The 19,466-nt window shown below is 60.3% G+C and carries 15 protein-coding genes; 7 read left to right on the top strand and 8 right to left on the bottom strand.

Annotated elements, in window-relative coordinates; translation table 11 throughout:
- The first annotated feature begins 49 nt into the window (after positions 1–49).
- Both sigX and V5E99_RS23260 read left to right on the top strand, forming a co-directional pair.
- Complete coding sequence (sigX, locus tag V5E99_RS23265) at positions 50–640, top strand: RNA polymerase sigma factor SigX (protein WP_163909195.1); 591 nt, start codon at positions 50–52, stop codon at positions 638–640.
- Between the two features lie 107 nt (positions 641–747).
- Positions 748–1,797 (top strand): OmpA family protein, encoded by a 1,050-nt coding sequence (locus tag V5E99_RS23260; RefSeq protein WP_499804587.1) that lies wholly within the window; start codon positions 748–750, stop codon positions 1,795–1,797.
- A 95-nt stretch (positions 1,798–1,892) separates the two neighbouring features.
- Here the strand turns inward: V5E99_RS23260 and cobA are convergent, their stop codons facing one another.
- The 5 genes from cobA to V5E99_RS23235 form a co-directional block, all read right to left on the bottom strand.
- The gene (gene cobA / locus V5E99_RS23255; protein ID WP_499804586.1) at positions 1,893–2,666 is read right to left on the bottom strand and encodes a uroporphyrinogen-III C-methyltransferase; all 774 of its coding nucleotides are present in this window, start codon (positions 2,664–2,666) and stop codon (positions 1,893–1,895) included.
- A 43-nt stretch (positions 2,667–2,709) separates the two neighbouring features.
- Positions 2,710–4,380: a bifunctional protein-serine/threonine kinase/phosphatase gene (locus V5E99_RS23250; protein WP_499804585.1), complete on the bottom strand. Its 1,671-nt coding sequence runs from the start codon at positions 4,378–4,380 to the stop codon at positions 2,710–2,712.
- 7 nt (positions 4,381–4,387) lie between these two features.
- A complete protein-coding gene (locus V5E99_RS23245) occupies positions 4,388–5,599 on the bottom strand; it encodes a nitrate/nitrite transporter (RefSeq protein WP_499804584.1) in 1,212 nt (403 codons plus the stop codon).
- 338 nt (positions 5,600–5,937) lie between these two features.
- Positions 5,938–6,513 carry an ANTAR domain-containing response regulator gene (locus V5E99_RS23240; protein WP_042558507.1) on the bottom strand — a complete coding sequence of 192 codons (576 nt, stop codon included), beginning with the start codon at positions 6,511–6,513 and terminating at the stop codon, positions 5,938–5,940.
- 15 nt (positions 6,514–6,528) lie between these two features.
- Entirely contained in the window at positions 6,529–7,740 is a 1,212-nt protein-coding gene (locus V5E99_RS23235) for a CmpA/NrtA family ABC transporter substrate-binding protein (protein ID WP_499804583.1), read from the bottom strand.
- A gap of 230 nt (positions 7,741–7,970) precedes the next feature.
- Here V5E99_RS23235 and V5E99_RS23230 point away from each other — a divergent pair, with 230 nt between their 5' ends.
- Positions 7,971–8,990 carry a quinone-dependent dihydroorotate dehydrogenase gene (locus V5E99_RS23230; RefSeq protein WP_499804582.1) on the top strand — a complete coding sequence of 340 codons (1,020 nt, stop codon included), beginning with the start codon at positions 7,971–7,973 and terminating at the stop codon, positions 8,988–8,990.
- Between the two features lie 266 nt (positions 8,991–9,256).
- On the opposite strand, the gene rmf is transcribed toward V5E99_RS23230, so the two are convergent.
- Positions 9,257–9,472, bottom strand: a complete 216-nt coding sequence (gene rmf / locus V5E99_RS23225) for a ribosome modulation factor (RefSeq protein WP_003223300.1) — start codon at positions 9,470–9,472, stop codon at positions 9,257–9,259.
- 532 nt (positions 9,473–10,004) lie between these two features.
- On the opposite strand from rmf, the gene rlmKL reads away from it, so the two are divergent.
- Positions 10,005–12,275, top strand: a complete 2,271-nt coding sequence (gene rlmKL / locus V5E99_RS23220; protein ID WP_499804581.1) for a bifunctional 23S rRNA (guanine(2069)-N(7))-methyltransferase RlmK/23S rRNA (guanine(2445)-N(2))-methyltransferase RlmL — start codon at positions 10,005–10,007, stop codon at positions 12,273–12,275.
- A 142-nt stretch (positions 12,276–12,417) separates the two neighbouring features.
- Positions 12,418–14,829: a sensor domain-containing diguanylate cyclase gene (locus V5E99_RS23215; RefSeq protein ID WP_499804580.1), complete on the top strand. Its 2,412-nt coding sequence runs from the start codon at positions 12,418–12,420 to the stop codon at positions 14,827–14,829.
- 123 nt (positions 14,830–14,952) lie between these two features.
- Here the strand turns inward: V5E99_RS23215 and dacB are convergent, their stop codons facing one another.
- On the bottom strand, positions 14,953–16,413 hold the full coding sequence (gene dacB, locus V5E99_RS23210; RefSeq protein ID WP_499804579.1) for a D-alanyl-D-alanine carboxypeptidase/D-alanyl-D-alanine endopeptidase: 1,461 nt from the start codon (positions 16,411–16,413) through the stop codon (positions 14,953–14,955).
- Positions 16,414–16,647: 234 nt separating this feature from the next.
- Between dacB and V5E99_RS23205 the strand changes: the two genes are divergently transcribed.
- The gene (locus tag V5E99_RS23205) at positions 16,648–16,992 is read left to right on the top strand and encodes a YggL family protein (protein WP_007896965.1); all 345 of its coding nucleotides are present in this window, start codon (positions 16,648–16,650) and stop codon (positions 16,990–16,992) included.
- Between the two features lie 156 nt (positions 16,993–17,148).
- On the opposite strand, the gene V5E99_RS23200 is transcribed toward V5E99_RS23205, so the two are convergent.
- Positions 17,149–18,339: a benzoate/H(+) symporter BenE family transporter gene (locus V5E99_RS23200; protein WP_499804578.1), complete on the bottom strand. Its 1,191-nt coding sequence runs from the start codon at positions 18,337–18,339 to the stop codon at positions 17,149–17,151.
- 346 nt (positions 18,340–18,685) lie between these two features.
- Here V5E99_RS23200 and V5E99_RS23195 point away from each other — a divergent pair, with 346 nt between their 5' ends.
- Complete coding sequence (locus tag V5E99_RS23195) at positions 18,686–19,450, top strand: GntR family transcriptional regulator (protein WP_054054029.1); 765 nt, start codon at positions 18,686–18,688, stop codon at positions 19,448–19,450.
- The last annotated feature ends 16 nt before the right edge of the window (positions 19,451–19,466 follow it).

Here is a 19,466-nt window from a genome sequence, read left to right as displayed (position 1 = left end):
CCTGTAAGGGCTGCGGCGGACATTGACCTGACTGTCGGCCCGACTTGTTTTGAATAAAGCTCAATCGCTCTCCACGCGCTACGACCCCCGCGAGCTCTCTGATGAGGAGTTGGTCGCGCGCTCGCATACCGAGCTGTTTCACGTAACGCGCGCCTATGAAGAATTGATGCGGCGTTACCAACGAACATTATTTAACGTTTGTGCACGATATCTTGGGAACGATCGCGACGCAGACGATGTCTGTCAGGAAGTGATGTTGAAGGTGTTGTATGGCTTGAAGAATTTCGAGGGTAAATCGAAGTTCAAAACATGGCTATATAGCATCACGTACAACGAATGCATCACGCAGTATCGGAAGGAACGGCGAAAGCGTCGCTTGATGGACGCTTTGAGTCTGGACCCCCTCGAGGAAGCGTCTGAAGAAAAGACGCCGAAACCCGAGGACAAGGGTGGACTCGATCGCTGGCTGGTGTATGTGAACCCGATTGACCGGGAAATTCTGGTGCTACGATTTGTCGCAGAGCTGGAGTTTCAGGAGATCGCAGACATCATGCACATGGGTTTGAGTGCTACAAAAATGCGGTACAAACGCGCTCTAGATAAATTACGTGAGAAATTTGCAGGCGTTGCTGAAACTTAGTTCAGCGCAAATATCTCTTACGTGTAGGCAAGTTCTGATAGACTTGCCGCCGAGTTGTCCCCCGGTTTGAGGGACTGCTTTACAATCACCAGATGGGGATTTAACGGATGAAACTGAAAAACACCTTGGGCTTGGCCATTGGTTCTCTTATTGCCGCTACTTCGTTCGGCGTTCTGGCACAAGGCCAAGGCGCAGTTGAAGGCGAGCTCAACTACAAGAAGCAGTACAACGACAGCGTTAATCACGTCGAAGACGGCTTCAACCCAGGCGCCTCCATCGGTTACTTCTTGACCGACGACGTGTCGTTGAACCTGAAATACGACACCAACAAATACACCCGTTCGAACGACGGCACTGGCAGCCAGAAAATCAAAGGCGACAACTTTGGTCTGACCGCTCAGTACCACTTCAACAACGCTGGTGACGCTCTGCGCCCATACGTTGAAGGCGGCGTTAAGCACGGCAGCCTGACCAACGTAGCCGCTGACGGCCACACCGGTCGCGACCAGTCGACTTTCCTGACTGCTGGCGCTGGCGTTAAGTACTACTTCGCCGAAAACTTCTTCGCCCGTGCTGGCGTTGAAGCTGACTACAAACTGGACAACGGCCGTTGGGACTACGCTCCTTCCGTTGGTCTGGGCGTGAACTTCGGTGGCGGCAACAAGCCTGCTGCTGCTCCAGTTCCTGCTCCAGCTGAAGTCTGCTCCGACAGCGACAACGATGGCGTTTGCGACAACGTTGACAAGTGCCCGGACACCCCAGCCAACGTAACTGTTGACGCTGATGGCTGCCCAGCAGTTGCTGAAGTTGTTCGTGTTGAGCTGGACGTTAAGTTCGACTTCAACAAGTCGGTCGTTAAGCCTAACAGCTACGCTGACATCAAGAACCTCGCTGACTTCATGAAGCAGTACCCATCCACCACCACTACTGTTGAAGGTCACACTGACTCCGTCGGTCCTGACGCTTACAACCAGAAACTGTCTGAGCGTCGTGCAAGCGCCGTTAAACAAGTTCTGACCAACCAGTACGGTGTTTCGCCATCCCGCGTTCAGTCTGTTGGCTACGGCGAATCCCGCCCAGTTGCTGACAACAAAACTGAAGCTGGTCGCGCTGTAAACCGTCGCGTAGAAGCGAAGGTTGAAGCCCAAGCTAAGTAATTAGTTTGCAGCTCTGAAAAGCCCGGCTTAGGCCGGGCTTTTCTTTGTCTGCGATTTGAGCGGCGCTCCGTAAAGATCGCAGCCTGTGGCAGCTCCTACGGGGCCGCACTGATGCATCGCGCTTCTATGGGAGCTGCCGCAGGCTGCGATCTTTTGCTCTCCCCAAAAGCCGCCACAGCGCCGATGACCAGAATAGCGGGACTCTTTAGTTCGAAGCTGTAGGCATCGTCCTCCATAGCTGTCAGATCGCTCCTACATTCCCGTTGGTGGGGCAGGGATGCGTTTTCGATCATCGCCACCGGCGTATCTGCCGCCATACCGCCAGCCAGCAGTTGCACACGAATTTCGCTGAGCTTCGCCACCCCCATGTAGATCACCAGCGTCGTGCCACCCTGAGCCAAGGCCTGCCAGTTCAAGCTGCTGCCGTCCTGCGTGTGGGCGGTCACTAATGTCACACCGCGTGCCACGCCGCGCAGGGTCAGCGGGATATCGCATTGCGTCGCGCCCGCGAGGCCAGCGGTGATGCCATTGACCAGTTCAACATCTACGCCACGTTCGCGCAGCCACTGCGCCTCTTCGCCACCACGCCCGAAAATGCACGGATCACCGCCCTTGAGCCGCACCACGCATTTGCCGTGGCGGGCGTAGCGCAGCATCAGCCGATGAATGAAGGCTTGCGGCGTGGAGCGACAACCGCCGCGTTTGCCCACCGGAATGATCCGAGCCGTCGGGCAATGCTCAAGCACCGCCTCGTTGACCAGATCATCGATCAGCACCACATCCGCGTCCCTCAATGCCCGAACGGCCTTGAGGGTCAGTAATTCAGGGTCACCAGGACCCGCACCCACCAACCAGACTTTTGCGTTCATCGAATATTCCTCGCGAGATGACGGTGATCGGCGGCGATAACGCTCAACCATGAAAAACCAGAAACAACAGCAGCAGATTCACCACCAGCGACCCTAGCGCCAACGTCCGCCAAACCTTCAGCGGCTCACGTTCCAGCAAGGGCCGGGGGCGCACGCTCAAACTGTGGCGCTCACCCTGTTCCAGCAACAACAACCATTCTTCCGCCGTTTCAAAGCGCTGTTGCGGATCGACCGCGACCGCTCGCGCCAGGCTCTGCGCCAACCACTCCGGCAGGTCCGGCCGGTAGCGACTGGCGCTGACCGGCAGACCAAATCGCGGGCGCTGGAAGGCTTCGATTTCGCCGTAGGGATACTCCCCGGTCAGCAGGAAAAACAGCGTCACACCGACCGCATACAAATCCTGTTGCGGGGTCGGCGCGTCACCCTTAAAGGCTTCCGGCGCGATGTAGCTCGGCGTGCCGGGCAGGGCGCAGGGCTGGTCTTCGGACAGGCCGGGGCAGTAGGCGAGACCGAAGTCCAGCAGTCGCAACTCACCGTCGTCACCCAGCAGCAGGTTCTCCGGTTTGATGTCGCGGTGCAGGATCTGCCGTCGATGTAACATGCCCACCGCCCGCAGCAGGCGTTCGGCCAGCTCCTGCCATTGCGCCAGGGGTAGCGGCCCGGTCTGAGCGTAGAGTTCAGCCAGGGTCTGCCCCGAATATTCGCGCATCACGTAGTACAAATGCTGACGCTGACTGGCGGCATGGACTTCAGGAAAATGCCGACCCGCCACCCGTTTGAGAAACCATTCCTCCGAGAGCAACGCCTGACCGGCCAAGTGATCGTCGTGCAAATGGCCGGGCAGCGTTTTCAGCAGCCAGGGTTGTTGTTGCGCGTCCCGCACCCGATAGAGCAGCGATTGCTGGCTCTGGCCGAGGATTCCCTCGACCTGCCAGCCTTCGAAGGATTGTCCCGGTTTCAACGCGGGCGGCAGTGGCCATTGCTGCAGGTGAATCAACGCATCGCCGATGCTGGTTTCACCGAGGGCATCGACCCGCACCAGCAAGGCGCTGGCGTTGTCCTGACTGCCGGCCAGGTGCGCCGCGTTGACCAGGGTTTGCGCGGCACTCTCTATATCCGGTTGATCGCGCAGAATGGCCGCAATCGCGGTATCGCCCAACACCGCCCAGACGCCGTCGCTGAGCAGCACAAAACTCTCGTTGAGCCGCAGTTCGCCATCAAGAAAATCCAGCACCAGATGCTGATCGAGCCCCAGCGCTCGCTTGAGCACATGTTGCATGCCTTGTTGATCCCAGACGTGATCCTCGCTGACCCGTTGCAACTGATCGGCGTGCCAGCGATACACCCGACAATCGCCGACATGGGCCAGGGTAAACCGCCTGCCGCGCATGACCAAGGCACTGACCGTGGTGAGCAGCGGTTGCCCGCCGCCATTGGCCTGCAACCATCGATTCTGTGCTGACAACAGGCGCTCCAGCGCCTCGGCCACGGCCCAGGTTTCCGGGGTGGCGTAGTAATCCAGCGCCAGCGCCTGCAAGGTCGAACGGGCGGCAAGGCCACCATCGGCGCACTGGCTGACGCCGTCGGCGATGGCGAACAGGTAACCCTTGCTCGCCGCCAGCGCCGGGGCGGGGGTGACCAGGCGCAGGGCGTCCTGGTTCTCTTCGCGGGGCCCGGTGGCGCTGGCTTCGGCGAAACTCAGTTGCAGGCTCATCGATGCCTCAGACCCGAGCCGCTGTCACGGCAGCCGAACCCCAGGTGGTTCTCCAGCGACGTTTTACCCCGTGCAGGCCGAACCAGGCGAGTACGCCGAGGCTGGCGAACAACCACAAGGCCAGTTGATAGCTGCCGGTGCTTTGCTTGATTGCGCCCATGCCTGCCGCGAGGGCGAAACCACCGATGCCGCCGGCCATGCCGATCAAGCCGGTCATCACACCGATTTCGCGACGAAAACGCTGCGGAACCAGTTGGAAAACCGCACCGTTACCCGCCCCCAAACCGAGCATGGTGCAGACGAAAAGTGCCAGCGCCGCGTAGGAATTCGGCAGGTTAAAACCCACGGCCGCGATGCAAATCGCTGCCACGGTGTACATCCCCAGCAACGTGCGAATGCCGCCAAAGCGATCCGCCAGGGCGCCGCCCAACGGCCGCATCAGGCTGCCGCCGAACACACAAGCGGCGGTGTAGTAGCCCGCAGTGACCGGGCTCAGGCCATATTGGTCGTTGAAGTAGCCGGGCAGGGCGCTCGCCAGGCCGATGAAGCCGCCGAAGGTCACGCTGTAGAAAAACATGAACCACCAACTGTCGCGGTCGCCCAAGGCTTTGAAGTAGTCAGCCACGGATTTGGCTTTCGGCCGTTCCGGCGCGTTTTTGGCCAGCCAGGCGAAGACGATCAGGGTCAGGATCAACGGGATCAGCGCGAAGCCGAACACGTTGCTCCAGCCGAACGCGGCGGCCAGTACCGGAGCGATCAGTGCCGCAAGCACCGTGCCCGAGTTGCCGGCACCGGCAATGCCCATGGCCTTGCCCTGATGCTGCGGTGGATACCATTGCGACGCCAGCGGCAGGGCCACGGCGAAGGACGCACCGGCCATGCCGAGGAACAGCCCCAGCACCAGCGCCTGTTCGTAACTGTGGATGCCAAGTTTCCAGGCGCCAAACAATGCACTGATGACGATCACCTGGCCGATCAGCCCGGCGGTTTTTGGCGACAGGCGATCAGCCAGCATGCCCATCAGGAAGCGCAGCACGGCACCGGCCAAAATCGGCGTAGCCACCACCATGCCGCGTTGTTGAGTGGTCAGGTGCAGGTCGGCGGCGATTTGCACCGCCAATGGCCCGAGCAGGTACCAGACCATGAAACTCAGGTCGAAATAGAGGAAGGCCGCGAACAATGTCGGGGTATGGCCGGATTTCCAAAAGCTTGATTTCATCGCGCACCTCAGCTGTAGGGAGTCTCGAGAAGGAGTCATGAGCTTGCAGGTGGGGCGCCGCTACGGCCGCACCACCGGCCCCGGTCTCTGGGGCCAAAAACAAAAAAACGCCGCCACCGAATCCGCCATGGGCGAATGAGGTGAGCGACGTCTTTGTCGTAGGTGGGGCAACCGCCGTTGGTTACCTGTATCGATTACTTAGCCAGATCTGTGCCAACCGGTGAAACCGTGTCGAGGCCATTCGCGGGCAAGCCTCGCTCCTACAGGATTTTGTGCAATTCGAATGTTGTGATCGACACAAACCTTGTAGGAGCGAGGCTTGCCCGCGATGGCGTCCTTCAGCCAAGCAATTCACTCATGGCAATAATCTGCTCTGCCACCTGGATCAGCTTCTGCTGGCGGCTCATGGCTTGGCGGCGCATCAGGGTGTAGGCCTCTTCCTCGTTGCAGTCCTTCATCTTCATCAGCAGCCCCTTGGCCAGCTCGATGCGCTTGCGCTCGGCCAGTTGCTGATCCCGGGCATGCAGTTGCGCGCGTAAAGCCTGGTCGCTTTCGAAGCGGGCCATGGCTACGTCCAGAATTGGCTGCAAGCGTTGTGCGTGAATGCCTTCGACGATGTAGGCACTGACCCCGGATTTGATCGCCTGGCGCATCACGCCGGGGTCGTGCTCATCGGTAAACATCACGATCGGCCGGGGCTGATCACGAGAAACCAACACCACTTGCTCCATCACATCGCGGCTCGGTGACTCGGTATCGATCAAAATCACGTCCGGGCGCACCGTTTCGACGCGTGCAGGCAGGTCGATGGTCAGGCCGGACTCGTCAATCACCTCGAACCCGGCCTCGGTCAGCGCGGCTTTCAAGCGTCCGACTTTCTTCGCGGTGTCGTTGATCAGCAGGATACGCAACATAGTCGTGGTCTCCTGTCAGCGGCTGGCGAGCAGGGGCGAGCTGTCGCTCATGGCATGCAGTTTGAAGCTGCGGGCATAGCCGGCCGGGTCCGAGCCGTCCCAGATTTTGCCGTCGATCAACTGACTGCTACGCATTTCCTGGCCCCAGGCTGAGATGCCCAGCGCCGTCGCGGCATCACGATATAAGTCTAGTTGTTGGACCTGACGGGCCACGCCGAGGTAATCCGGGTCTTCGCGCAGTAAGCCCCAGCGGCGGAACTGGGTCATGAACCACATACCGTCGGACAGATACGGCAAATTGACCTCGCCGCCGCCATGGAAGCGCAACGCGTGCGGGTCTTGCCAGCGATTGCCCAGGCCGTCGTCATAATCCCCCAGCAAGCGCGGTTCGATGCAGTCCAGCGGCGCGTCGAGGTACTCGGGGGCGCTTAATAGCTGTGCGGTGCTGCGGCGGTTTTCCGGGTTTTCTTCAATAAAGCGGCTGGCTTCGAGGATTGCCATTACCAGCGCCCGGGCGGTGTTGGGGTATTGCTCGACAAAGGCGCGGGTGCAGCCGAGGACTTTTTCCGGGTGATCGGGCCAGATGGTCTGGGTGGTTGCCAAGGTAAAGCCGAGGTTCTGTTTGACTGCGCTGGCGGACCACGGCTCGCCGACGCAGAACCCGTCGATGCGCCCGGCTTGCAGGTGCGCGACCATTTGCGGCGGCGGCACCACCACACTGTTGACGTCTTGCAGCGGATGGATGCCCTGACTCGCCAGCCAGTAATACAGCCACATCGCGTGGGTGCCGGTCGGAAAGGTCTGGGCGAAGGTCAGTTTTGGGCGAGTTTGGTGCACGTGCCGATCCAGTGCTTCAGGACTGGTCACGCCCAGCGCCTGCAAGCCGTGGGACAGGTTGATGCTCTGGCCGTTCTGGTTCAGGCCCATCAGCACCGCCATCTCGGTGGGCGCGACACCGCCAATGCCCAAGTGCACCGCATAAATCAGACCGTAGAGGCTGTGGGCGGCGTCGAGTTCGCCGCTGACCAGTTTGTCCCGCAGGCTGGCCCAGGATGACTGGCGCTTGAGGTTCAGGGTCAAGCCATAGGGTTGGGCGAAGCCCTGAGTGGCGGCGACCACCACCGAGGCGCAGTCGCTGAGGGCCATAAAGCCTACGTCGATCGAGGACTTTTCCGGGGCATCGCTGCCGTTGACCCAGGCCAACGGGCCGACTGTGGTTTCATTCATCGGATTACACCTTCCAAAAAAAAGCGTCGTCCCAGGTCCCTGCGTGAGCAGAACCGGGTGACGACGCCATTGTCCGTCGACTCATCCCGTCGTTGGCATGAGTACTGATGCCTGAGCCGGTGCAAGGCATATGCCATCGAGCATTGATTTGCGAGTGCGCCTCGCAAGCAGCGCCGTTGCCCGGCTATAATCGCCGCCTCATTTCGCCGTCATTCGAGTCAAACCCGCCCATGTACACCCTGGCCCGTCAGCTGTTGTTCAAACTTTCCCCGGAAACCTCCCACGATCTGTCCCTGGACCTGATCGGCGCGGGCGGGCGTTTGGGCCTCAACGGCTTGCTGTGCAAGGCCCCGGCGAAAATGCCGGTGAAGGTCATGGGCCTGGAGTTCCCGAACCCGGTGGGTTTGGCGGCAGGTCTGGACAAGAACGGCGCGGCCATCGACGGTTTCGCCCAGTTGGGTTTCGGTTTCGTTGAAATCGGCACCATCACCCCGCGTCCGCAACCGGGTAACCCGAAACCACGGATTTTCCGCTTGCCGGAAGCCGAGGCGATCATCAACCGCATGGGGTTCAACAACCTCGGTGTTGATCACTTGCTGGCTCGCGTTGCAGCGGCCAAGTTCAAGGGCGTGCTGGGTATCAACATCGGCAAGAACTTCGATACACCGGTTGAACGGGCGGTGGACGATTACCTGATTTGCCTGGACAAGGTCTACGCCCACGCCAGCTACGTGACGGTGAACGTCAGCTCGCCGAACACTCCGGGCCTGCGCAGCTTGCAGTTCGGTGATTCGCTCAAGCAATTGCTCGCCGACCTGGCGCAGCGTCGCGCCGAGCTGGCGTTGCGTCACGGCAAGCATGTACCGCTGGCGATCAAGATCGCCCCGGACATGACCGACGAAGAAACCGCGCAGGTCGCCCAGGCGCTGATCGAAACCGGGATGGACGCGGTGATCGCTACCAACACCACCCTGAGCCGTGTCGGCGTCGAAGGCATGGAGCATGGCGACGAGGCGGGCGGTTTGTCCGGCGCGCCGGTTCGCGACAAGAGCACCCACACGGTTAAGGTCCTGGCGGCAGAATTGGCCGGTCGTTTGCCGATCATCGCCGTGGGCGGCATCACCGAAGGCAAGCACGCGGCTGAGAAAATCGCTGCCGGCGCGAGCCTGGTGCAACTCTATTCGGGCTTCATCTATAAAGGCCCGGCGCTCATCCGCGAATCCGTCGACGCCATAGCAGCCTTGCGCTAACCCCCCGTAGGAGCTGCCGAAGGCTGCGATCTTTTGATCTTGCTTCTCGGCAATCCTTGGGTGAACACAAGATCAAGATCAAAAGATCGCAGCCTTCGGCAGCTCCTACAGGGTGTGTGTTCCGGCTGGGTAGTCATTGAAGCTTTACAGGCATAAAAAAGGGCACCTCGAAGGTGCCCCTGGGCCGGAGCCCGCCGTCCGGATGGGACGTGCGTGGTTAAGGTGTTACGTATTCAAATGATTGTGTTGCAGTGTCAGGCCCTTTGTTAGCCAACGGCGTGAAGTTCGTTGAGTCTATGGATTCCCGCAGTGCCGGTCATACCGTCCCAGTTGTCGCCACGTCCTTCTCGCCAGCCATTGATCCAGGCTTGGCGTACCGACGGTAGAGTAAATGGGCAAAGCTCACGGGATTTGCCACCAACGCCATATTGATATCCGCGCAAAAATGCTCTTTCCAACGGATCACGCTTAAGTCTTCTCATAGGGTGTTGCCCTCACTTGTTGACTGTATTTATCGCGTCGACCTCAATCGAGGTCTGGCAGAAAAATTCTGCCGTTGGCGGCTCGCTGCCGGCGTCGCGAGCCAAGGTGTTGACGTCGTTGCGGCGTCAACCTGTGTTGAGTTCTAACCAATGCGTCACATCGAGGGAATGATCGTTTTGTCATAAGGACGTAACCATAAAGATGCTATGGCCATAAGTAACAAGGCGTTTGTAACGTGTTTGTTGCTCAAAGCCCCGGTATGATCGGCCCCGAGCTAAATGATGGGGTTAATCCTTTAGTGAGAATGGCCCACCGTTGCACTCGGGTACTATTCGACGAAGGGTCGCTTTATGACATTTTGTTGCATCAACTTTTTTATCTGCCCTGACATCTAAGCTCTTTTAACCCGAGCAGTCAGGGTGGGACGGCACACTTTCGTGCCACGCGGGCGCTCTTTTAGAAAAGCGCTTGATTGAAAACCGGGCCGGCAATGCGTTGTCGGTTCACTTAGCCAAAGGCTCTGAAATTCCAATGTCCGATCAATTCGAAATCTTCCTCACTTGCCCTAAAGGCCTTGAAGGCCTGCTTATCGAGGAAGCCGTCGGGCTTGGCCTTGAAGAAGCGCGTGAACACACCTCGGCCGTGCGCGGCATGGCCACCATGGAAACCGCTTATCGCCTGTGCCTGTGGTCGCGTCTGGCGAACCGGGTGCTGCTGGTGCTCAAGCGTTTCCCGATGAAAGACGCCGAAGACCTGTACCACGGCGTGCTCGACATCGAGTGGCAAGACCACATGCTCAACGACGGCACCCTGGCCGTCGAGTTCAGCGGTCACGGTTCGGGCATCGACAACACCCACTTCGGCGCCTTGAAAGTCAAAGACGCCATCGTCGACAAACTGCGCACTCCGCAGGGCGACCGTCCGTCGATCGACAAACTCAACCCGGACCTGCGCATTCACCTGCGCCTGGACCGTGGCGAAGCGATCCTCTCCCTCGACCTGTCCGGCCACAGCCTGCACCAGCGCGGCTATCGCTTGCAGCAGGGCGCGGCACCGCTGAAGGAAAACCTCGCGGCCGCCATCCTGATCCGTTCCGGCTGGCCACGCATTGCGGCCGAAGGCGGCGCGCTGGCTGACCCGATGTGCGGTGTCGGTACGTTCCTGGTAGAAGCCGCCATGATCGCCGCCGATATGGCACCGAACCTGCGTCGCGAGCAGTGGGGCTTCACCGCTTGGCTGGGCCACGTCCCGGCCCTGTGGAAAAAACTCCACGAAGAAGCCACCGAACGTTGCGCCGCTGGCCTGGCCAAGCCACCGCTGTGGATTCGCGGTTACGAAGCCGATCCGCGCCTGATTCAACCGGGCCGCAATAACGTCGAACGTGCCGGTCTGAGCGAGTGGATCAAGATCTACCAAGGCGAAGTCGGCACTTTCGAACCGCGCCCGGACCAGAACCAGAAAGGCCTGGTCATCTGCAACCCGCCGTACGGCGAGCGTCTGGGCGACGAGGCGAGCCTGCTCTACCTCTACCAGAACCTTGGCGAACGCCTGCGTCAGGCCTGCCTGAACTGGGAAGCGGCGGTGTTCACCGGCGCCCCGGACCTGGGCAAGCGCATGGGCATCCGCAGCCACAAACAGTATTCGTTCTGGAACGGCGCATTGCCGTGCAAGTTGCTGCTGATCAAGGTCACCCCGGATCAGTTCGTCACCGGCGAACGCCGCACCCCGGAACAGCGCCAGGTCGAGCGCGAGCAGGCTGAAGTCGAAGTCGCCGACAACGACGTGGCACCGGGCAAGTATGAGAAGTACAACAAGAACGGCAATCCGATCAAACCGGCACCGGTGGTGATCGAGCAACCGCGCTTGAGCGAAGGCGGGCAGATGTTTGCCAACCGTTTGCAGAAAAACCTCAAGGCCCTGGGCAAGTGGGTCAAGCGTGAAGGCATCGACTGCTATCGCGTGTATGACGCCGACATGCCGGAATACTCGATGGCCATCGACCTGTACCAGGATTGGGTCCACGTCCAGGAATACGCCGCGCCGAAAACCATCGACCCGGAAAAAGCCTCGGCCCGCATGTTCGATGCCTTGGCCGCCATTCCGCAGGCCTTGAACATCGACAAGAGCCGCGTGGTGGTCAAGCGTCGCGAGCGTCAGAGCGGCACCAAGCAGTACGAGCGTCAGGCTGCTCAGGGCAAGTTCGTCGAGGTGAATGAAGGCGGCGTCAAGTTGCTGGTCAACCTGACCGACTACCTCGACACCGGTCTGTTCCTCGACCACCGCCCAATGCGCATGCGCATCCAGAAAGAGGCCGAGGGCAAGCGTTTCCTCAACCTGTATTGCTACACCGCGACGGCCAGTGTCCACGCGGCCAAGGGCGGTGCGCGCACCACCACCAGCGTTGATCTGTCGAAAACCTACCTCGACTGGGCGCGCCGCAACCTGTCGCTGAACGGTTTCTCCGACAAGAACCGCCTGGAGCAGGGCGATGTGATGGTGTGGCTGGATGCCTGCCGCGATGAGTTCGACCTGATCTTTATCGATCCGCCGACCTTCTCCAATTCCAAGCGCATGGAAGGGATTTTCGACGTGCAGCGTGATCAGGTGCAGTTGATCGACCTGGCCATGGCGCGCCTGGCCCCGGGCGGCGTGTTGTACTTCTCCAACAACTTCCGCAAGTTCGTGCTGGAGGAGAACCTCACCACCCGTTATGCGGTCGAGGAGATCACTGACAAGACCATCGATCCGGACTTTGCCCGCAACGGCAAGATCCACCGCGCCTGGAAAATCACGGCCCGCTGACACTCGGCCTGATTGGATCCACAGAGCCTTGATTTTTAAAGGCTCGTGGATTCTTTCAGCGCTGGTCAAATTAGTGGCTAATAGCTATAACTCAAGCATGGCCAAAGGGCTTTTCCGGCACCTGGCGTTTTGAGTTGCGTTTATGTCGTTGCACGCCGTGCGCCCCAAGATCCTGGGTTTTATCAGCGAAGACGTCTCGGCCTGGTTGGTCGCGATACTGGTATTGCTCGCTGGCGGGATTCTCACCGGGTTGCTGGCCTGGGCCACGCTGAACCTGTTTCACCATCAATTACGGCAACGCTTCCAACTGCTGGCCAGTGAACGTTACAGCCGTATCGAAGAGCGTTTCGAAGATCAGGAGCAGCGCCTCGATGGCCTGCGCCGGTTCTTTGCCAATTCCGAATCGGTGTCCCGCGCCGAATTTGACGGTTACACCCAACCTTTGCTGCACCGCACCCAGGCGTACTCGTTCGCCCAGCGGGTGAGCCGTGAGGAACGCCCGGCGTTTGAGCGCCAAGTGCGTGCCGAAGGCTTGAGCGACTTTTCCATCCGGGAACTCAATGCTGACGGCGCACTGCAACTGGCGGCCGAGCGCAGTGAATACGTGGTGGTGCTTTACAGCCAGACGCAAAGTCGACTCGGTTCGCCGCTGGGATATGACTTGCTCGCCCAACCGCTGCGGCGAGCCACGCTGGAACGGGCGGACGCGCGCGGTGGCATGGCGGTTTCTCAGCCGATGCACCTGGTGAGCGTCGAGCCGGCCTATGCCCGGGGTGTGCTGCTGGTGGCACCGGTCATTCGGCGTGAAAGCCCTGAACCGGCCGCGATCAAGCCGTATGGTTACGTCATGGCCGTGATCAGCATGCACCAGTTGCTGGCCGATGGTTTGCCGGAGGCGGGGCATGACTATCTGACGGTGCGCATCCTCGACTTATCCACAAACGATCAGCACGAAGTGTTGTATGAGTCGGCGAATTCGCCGGCCGTCAGTGAGCTGGCCACCAGTCGGTTGCTGCGCCTGGCCGACCACGACTACCAAGTGGACATCCAGCCCAGCGAGGCCTTCCTGCAAGCCAACCATTCTTCGGTGAGCAGCCTGGTGGTGCTCGGCGGCTTGCTCAGCCTGTTGCTCAGCGCCTTGCTCTACGTGCTGGTCAGCCAGCGTCAGCGCGCGCTGAAAATGGTTGAGCAACGCACCGAGGAACTGCGCGCTCGCGAACAGGAGCTGCGCGGTACCCATGGCCAGTTGCGCGGCGTGCTGAATGCCGCGACCCAAGTAGCGATCATCGCCACCGACTTGCGCGGGGTCATCAGCACCTTCAATGCGGGCGCCGAGCAGATGCTCGGTTACAGCGCGTTTGAAGTGGTGGGGCACATGACCCTGGAGAGCCTGCACTTTCCCCGGGAACTGGTCGCCCGCTCGGCCGAGTTGAGCGCCCGCTATGGCAAGTTGATCCCGACCTGCCAGGCGATGCTGGTCGAGGGCGGCGAGGAGGGTGGTCACGAAGCCCGGGAGTGGACCCTGGTGCGCCAGGATGGCAGTCACCTTGCGGTGAACATGCTGGCGACCCCGGTGCTGGACGAGCAGGGCCTGTGGGTCGGGCACCTGGCGATTTGCATCGACATCACCGAACGCAAGCGCGTGCACGAAGCCCTGGCGGCGCGGGACTTGCTGCTGAAGAAACTCAGCGCCCACGTGCCCGGCGGCATCTACCAGTTCAAGATGGAATTCGACGGCCGCTTCAGCGTGATTTATGCCAGTGACGGCATCCGCGAAATCTACGAACTGGAACCGGACGTGTTGCTGCTCAACGCCGAAGCGATTTTCACCCGGATTCATCCACAAGACTCGACTCGCGTGCGCGCCTCGATCCGCGCCTCGATCCGCGCCTCGGCGGACACCCTCAGCCCTTGGCGCGAAGAGTACCGCGTGCAACTGCCCTTGCGCGGCCTGCGCTGGGTGCGTGGCGAGGCGACCCCTGAAGAACTGCCGGGCGGCGGTGTGCTCTGGCACGGTTATATCTCCGACATCTCCGACCTGAAACGGGTCGAGGAAGAACTGCGCGCGCTGTCGGTGACCGACTCCTTGACCGGCATTCACAACCGTCGCTACTTCCAGGAGCGCCTGACCACCGAAATGGCCCGGGTCGAGCGCGGGGGCGGCGAGTTGTCGGTGATCATGCTCGACATCGATCATTTCAAACGCATCAACGACCAGCACGGCCACGCCGTGGGCGACCGGGTACTGCAAGCCGTGTGCGAGCGCATCGGCCATCGCCTGCGCCGCACCGATGTGTTCTGCCGTTTGGGCGGCGAGGAATTCATGGTGCTGTGCCCGGACATCAGCGGCGAACACGCCCATGTGCTGGCCTTGCAGTTGTGGCAAGCGTTGCGCAGTTCACCGATCGACGGCGTCGGCACGGTGACCGCCAGTTTCGGGATTGCCAGTTGGCAGGTCGGCGAAGGCGCGGATGCGCTGTTGCTGCGGGCGGATTCGGGGGTGTATGCGGCGAAGCAGGGGGGGCGGGATCGGGTTGAGGCGCAGCCTCTGTAGAAAAGATTGTCGCCTTGAAAGATCGCAGCCTCGTTTTACTCGACAGCTCCTACAGGGGACCGCAATCCCATGTAGGAGCTGTCGAGTGAAACGAGGCTGCGATCTCCTGATCTTAAAGCGTGTTTACAACACCGAAGCCGTGGCCGGCACTTTCGGCTGGCGATACAGGTCCAGCAGTACTTGATCCAGTACCGACGAGGCGCCAAACGGGGCCTTGTCGTTGAGGATCGCCACCACCGCCCAGGTATTGCCATTCACATCGCGGCTGAAGCCGGCAATCGCGCGCACGGTGTTCAGGGTGCCGGTCTTGACGTGGGCTTCACCGCGCATCGCGGTGGTCTTCAGGCGTTTGCGCATGGTGCCGTCGGTGCCGGCAATCGGCAGCGAGCTGATGAATTCCGCCGAGTACGGGCTTCTCCACGCTGCTTGCAGCATGCCGGCCATTTCACGGGCGCTCACCCGTTCGGCGCGGGACAGGCCGGAGCCGTTCTCCATCACCAGGTGCGGCGCGGTGATGCCTTTCTGGGCCAGCCACTGACGCACCACGCGTTGGGCAGCCTTGGCGTCGTCGCCGTCGGCATCATTGCGAAACTTCTGGCCCAGGCTCAGGAATAGCTGCTGGGCCATGGTGTTGTTGCTGTATTTGTTGATGTCGCGAATGATTTCCGCCAGGTCCGGCGAGAAGGCCCGAGCCAGTACCTTGGCGTCTTTCGGCGTGGCCGCCAGACGATCCTTGCCCTGAATGCTGCCGCCCAGTTCCTTCCAGATCGCCCGCACGGCGCCGGCGGTGTAGGTCGCGTGGTCGAGCAGTGACAGGTAGGTCTGCGAACTGCAGCCATCGCCCAATTGGCCGCCAACCGTCACGGTCACACTGCCATCGGCCTGGGTCACCGGGTTGTAGCGAACGCCACCGGTGCATTGCTTGGAGTTGATCGCTTTGACCTGGTTGTCGATGCGAATCGTCTCAATCGGCGGCTCCACCGACACCAGGACCTTGCCGTTGTCGTTACGTGCGACAAAACGCAGGGCCTTGAGGTTGACCATCAGCGAGTCGGGTTTGACCAGGAACGGTTTGTTCTCGTCGTTGCCGTCATCATTGAATTCCGGCAGTTGCGGTTGTACGAAGAAGCTGCGGTCCAGCACCAGATCGCCGGTGACTTGGGTCACGCCGTTGGCCCGCAGGTCGCGCATCAGCAGCCAGAGTTTTTCCATGTTCAGCTTTGGATCGCCGCCACCCTTGAGGTAGAGGTTGCCGTTGAGGATGCCGCCGCTCAGGGTGCCGTCGGTGTAGAACTCGGTTTTCCACTGGTGATTGGGGCCGAGCATTTCCAGGGCTGCGTACGTGGTGACCAGTTTCATGGTCGAGGCCGGGTTGACCGAGACGTCGGCGTTGAAAATGGTCGCGGTGCCGGGGCCGTTCAGCGGGATCATCACCAGGGACAGGGCGCTGTCCTGCAATTTACTGGCCTTGAGGGCCTTTTCAACGTTGGGTGTCAGCGCGGTGTTGATCTGAGCGGCGGAAACAGGAAGGGCCAGGGGCAAAAGAAAACTGGCGAGGAGCAGTGGGCGCAAAGATTTGATCATGTGAAATAGAACCCTGCAGTCGAGGGGAAAAAAGGCGAGGGCATGAAGATAAAATCCCTCAGTGGTCATGAAAGTGTCGGCATTATGCCCCAAGGTGTAGCGGCTTGTGCCGTGCCCCGGCCCTCTAATCCGCTATTTTTTTACCGACGGTAGGCCGGCCACCACCGTGGAACGGGCAATTGGCGCCTTAAACTGCTAAAGTGCCGCCCGTTATTACTTATGAGGATTGTTCCAATGGCGACTAACCGTTCCCAGCGTCTGCGCAAAAAACTGTGCGTCGATGAATTTCAAGAGCTGGGTTTCGAACTGAACCTGGATTTCAAAGAAGATTTGGCTGATGAAGCCATTGATGCTTTCCTCGACGCGTTCCTGAAAGAAGCCATGGAAGCTAACGGTCTGGGCTATGTTGGCGGCGACGACTTCGGTCTGGTTTGCCTGCAGAAGCGTGGCTCGGTGTCCGAAGAGCAGCGCGCAGCAGTTGAAGCCTGGCTCAAAGGCCGCAGCGAACTGACCGAAGCAACCGTCAGCCCGCTGATCGACGTCTGGTACCCGGAAAAGCCGATCAATCCGGTAGCTTGATGTCATAAAAGAAACGGCGACCCACGGGTCGCCGTTTTTTTATGCCCGGAAGATCAAGAGATCGCAGCCTCGTTTCACTCGACAGCTCCTACAGGAGAACGCAGTCCAATGCAGGAGCTGTGTAGGAGCTGTCGAGTAAAACGAGGCTGCGATCTTTCAGGCCTTACGCCAACTCAAAATCAACAACGTCAGAACCCCCGCCACAATCCCCCAAAACGCCGACCCGATGGAAAACAGCGTCAACCCCGACGCCGTCACCATAAACGTCACCAACGCCGCTTCCCGCTCCTTCACTTCGCTCATGGCAATGCTCAAGCCATTGATGATCGAGCCGAACAACGCCAGCGCCGCAATCGACAACACCAACTCTTTCGGCAGCGCGGCAAACAATGCCGCCAGCGTTGCGCCGAACACCCCGGCAATCCCGTAGAAAATCCCGCACCAGACCGCCGCGGTGTAGCGCTTGTTGTGATCTTCATGGGCATGGGGCCCGGTGCAAATCGCCGCGCTGATGGCTGCCAGGTTGATGCCGTGGGAGCCGAACGGTGCCAGCAGCAACGAGGCGATGCCGGTGGTGGTGATCAGTGGCGAGGCCGGGACGTTGTAGCCGTCGGCGCGCAGTACGGCGATGCCGGGCATGTTCTGCGAAGTCATCGCCACCACAAACAACGGAATGCCGATGCTGATAGTCGCAGCGAGTGAGAAGTGCGGCGTGGTCCAGACCGGCGTCGCCACTTCCAGGTGGAATGCGCTGAAATCCAGCAACCCCATCAACCCCGACAGCGCCGTGCCGACCAGCAGCGCCGCGAGCACCGCATAACGCGGCGTCAGGCGTTTGACCACCAGATAGGTGAAGAACATCGCCAGCACGAGGGCTGTGCGATGTTGGGCGGCGACGAAAATCTCGCTGCCGATCTTGAACAGAATCCCCGCCAGCAACGCCGCCGCCAACGAGGCCGGAATCTTCTTCACCAGCCGTTCGAAGCTGCCGGTCAAACCGCAAATCGTCACCAGCACCGCACAGGTAATGTAGGCGCCGATGGCCTCGCCGTAGGTCACACCGCCGAGGCTGGTGATCAGCAACGCCGCGCCGGGGGTCGACCAGGCGATGGTGATCGGCGTGCGATAACGCAGGGACAGGCCGATGGAGCAGATCGCCATGCCAATCGAAATAGCCCAGATCCACGAGGAAATCTGCCCGCTGGTCAGGCCTGCCGCTTGCCCGGCCTGGAACATCAGGACCAGGGAACTGGTGTAGCCGGTCATCATGGCGATGAACCCGGCGACGATGGCCGAAGGCGATGTGTCGGCCAAGGGGCGCAGCGGTGTATGGAGGGCGTCGTTCATGACAGCGGTGTTCCTTATACGTATGAAGATGTCCGCACCACCGCTAAACCCCGTAGGAGCTGCCGAAGGCTGCGATCTTTTGATCTTAAAAAATCAAGGTCAAAAGATCGCAGCCTTCGGCAGCTCCTACGGGGATCGCGGGCGGGCGGCGGATTCCGGGTTCAAGCCTAAACTCAAAGGTAACGGACCGTTGCAATACAGCCGAGGCCGCAAACAGCCATACAGTCGTGTTGCCACCATCCATTGTGTACAATCGCGGTGTTTTTTACGCGATACTTGCCAGCGACCCACTGTGCCGTATTACAGTCACGGTCTATTCGCCGCAGTTCTCCCGACTCGAGTGCCCATGAACGAACAGTTGCAGCCCCTCAAGAAACAACCGCGAGCAGGCAAAGCCGGCCGCAGCGGTACCCAGGACGATATTGTCTACGCGCATATCTTCGAGGCCATCCTCGAACAGCGCCTGGCGCCCGGCACCAAGTTGAGCGAAGAAGCGCTGGGGGAAATTTTCGGGGTCAGCCGCACCATCATTCGCCGCGCGCTGTCGCGCCTGGCCCATGAAGGCGTGGTGTTGCTGCGGCCGAACCGTGGCGCGGTCGTCGCCAGCCCGAGCGTCGAAGAGGCCCGTCAGGTATTCCTCGCCCGTCGTCTGGTCGAGCGGGCGATCACGGAGCTGGCGGTGCAGCACGCCACTGCCGAACAGATTGCCGAGTTGCGCCAGATGGTCAACGACGAACGCGACAGCTTCTCCCGTGGCGATCGCGGCGCCGGTATCCGGTTGTCGGGCGAATTCCACCTGAAGCTGGCCGAGGCGGCGAAGAACGCACCGCTGATCAGCTTCCAGCGCAGTCTGGTGTCGCAGACGTCGTTGATCATCGCCCAGTACGAAAGCGGCAACCGCTCGCACTGTTCCTACGATGAACACACCCAGTTGATCGACGCGATCGAAGCGCGCAACGGTGAGTTGGCGGTGGACCTGATGATGCATCACATGGACCACATCGACAGCAAACTCAACCTCGACGAAGAAAGCGCGTCGGATGATTTGCATGCGGTGTTCTCGCATTTGTTGCAGACCAAGAAGCCGGGGCGTTCGACCGCCAAACTTTGATTGTTGAGTGTTGTCG

The sequence above is a fragment of the Janthinobacterium sp. LPB2021202312-11-4 genome, assembly GCF_037049705.1.
Lineage (GTDB): Bacteria > Pseudomonadota > Gammaproteobacteria > Pseudomonadales > Pseudomonadaceae > Aquipseudomonas.
This window is presented reverse-complemented; position numbering and strand designations above follow the sequence as displayed.

What these genes read in the sequence shown, in the direction of transcription:
- V5E99_RS23260 (WP_499804587.1), top strand. Translation starts at nt 748, where the DNA reads ATGAAACTGAAAAACACCTTGGGCTTGGCCATTGGTTCTCTTATTGCC.
- cobA (WP_499804586.1), bottom strand. Translation starts at nt 2,666, where the DNA reads ATGAACGCAAAAGTCTGGTTGGTGGGTGCGGGTCCTGGTGACCCTGAA.
- V5E99_RS23250 (WP_499804585.1), bottom strand. Translation starts at nt 4,380, where the DNA reads ATGAGCCTGCAACTGAGTTTCGCCGAAGCCAGCGCCACCGGGCCCCGC.
- V5E99_RS23245 (WP_499804584.1), bottom strand. Translation starts at nt 5,599, where the DNA reads ATGAAATCAAGCTTTTGGAAATCCGGCCATACCCCGACATTGTTCGCG.
- V5E99_RS23240 (WP_042558507.1), bottom strand. Translation starts at nt 6,513, where the DNA reads ATGTTGCGTATCCTGCTGATCAACGACACCGCGAAGAAAGTCGGACGC.
- V5E99_RS23235 (WP_499804583.1), bottom strand. Translation starts at nt 7,740, where the DNA reads ATGAATGAAACCACAGTCGGCCCGTTGGCCTGGGTCAACGGCAGCGAT.
- V5E99_RS23230 (WP_499804582.1), top strand. Translation starts at nt 7,971, where the DNA reads ATGTACACCCTGGCCCGTCAGCTGTTGTTCAAACTTTCCCCGGAAACC.
- rmf (WP_003223300.1), bottom strand. Translation starts at nt 9,472, where the DNA reads ATGAGAAGACTTAAGCGTGATCCGTTGGAAAGAGCATTTTTGCGCGGA.
- rlmKL (WP_499804581.1), top strand. Translation starts at nt 10,005, where the DNA reads ATGTCCGATCAATTCGAAATCTTCCTCACTTGCCCTAAAGGCCTTGAA.
- V5E99_RS23215 (WP_499804580.1), top strand. Translation starts at nt 12,418, where the DNA reads ATGTCGTTGCACGCCGTGCGCCCCAAGATCCTGGGTTTTATCAGCGAA.
- dacB (WP_499804579.1), bottom strand. Translation starts at nt 16,413, where the DNA reads ATGATCAAATCTTTGCGCCCACTGCTCCTCGCCAGTTTTCTTTTGCCC.
- V5E99_RS23205 (WP_007896965.1), top strand. Translation starts at nt 16,648, where the DNA reads ATGGCGACTAACCGTTCCCAGCGTCTGCGCAAAAAACTGTGCGTCGAT.
- V5E99_RS23200 (WP_499804578.1), bottom strand. Translation starts at nt 18,339, where the DNA reads ATGAACGACGCCCTCCATACACCGCTGCGCCCCTTGGCCGACACATCG.
- V5E99_RS23195 (WP_054054029.1), top strand. Translation starts at nt 18,686, where the DNA reads ATGAACGAACAGTTGCAGCCCCTCAAGAAACAACCGCGAGCAGGCAAA.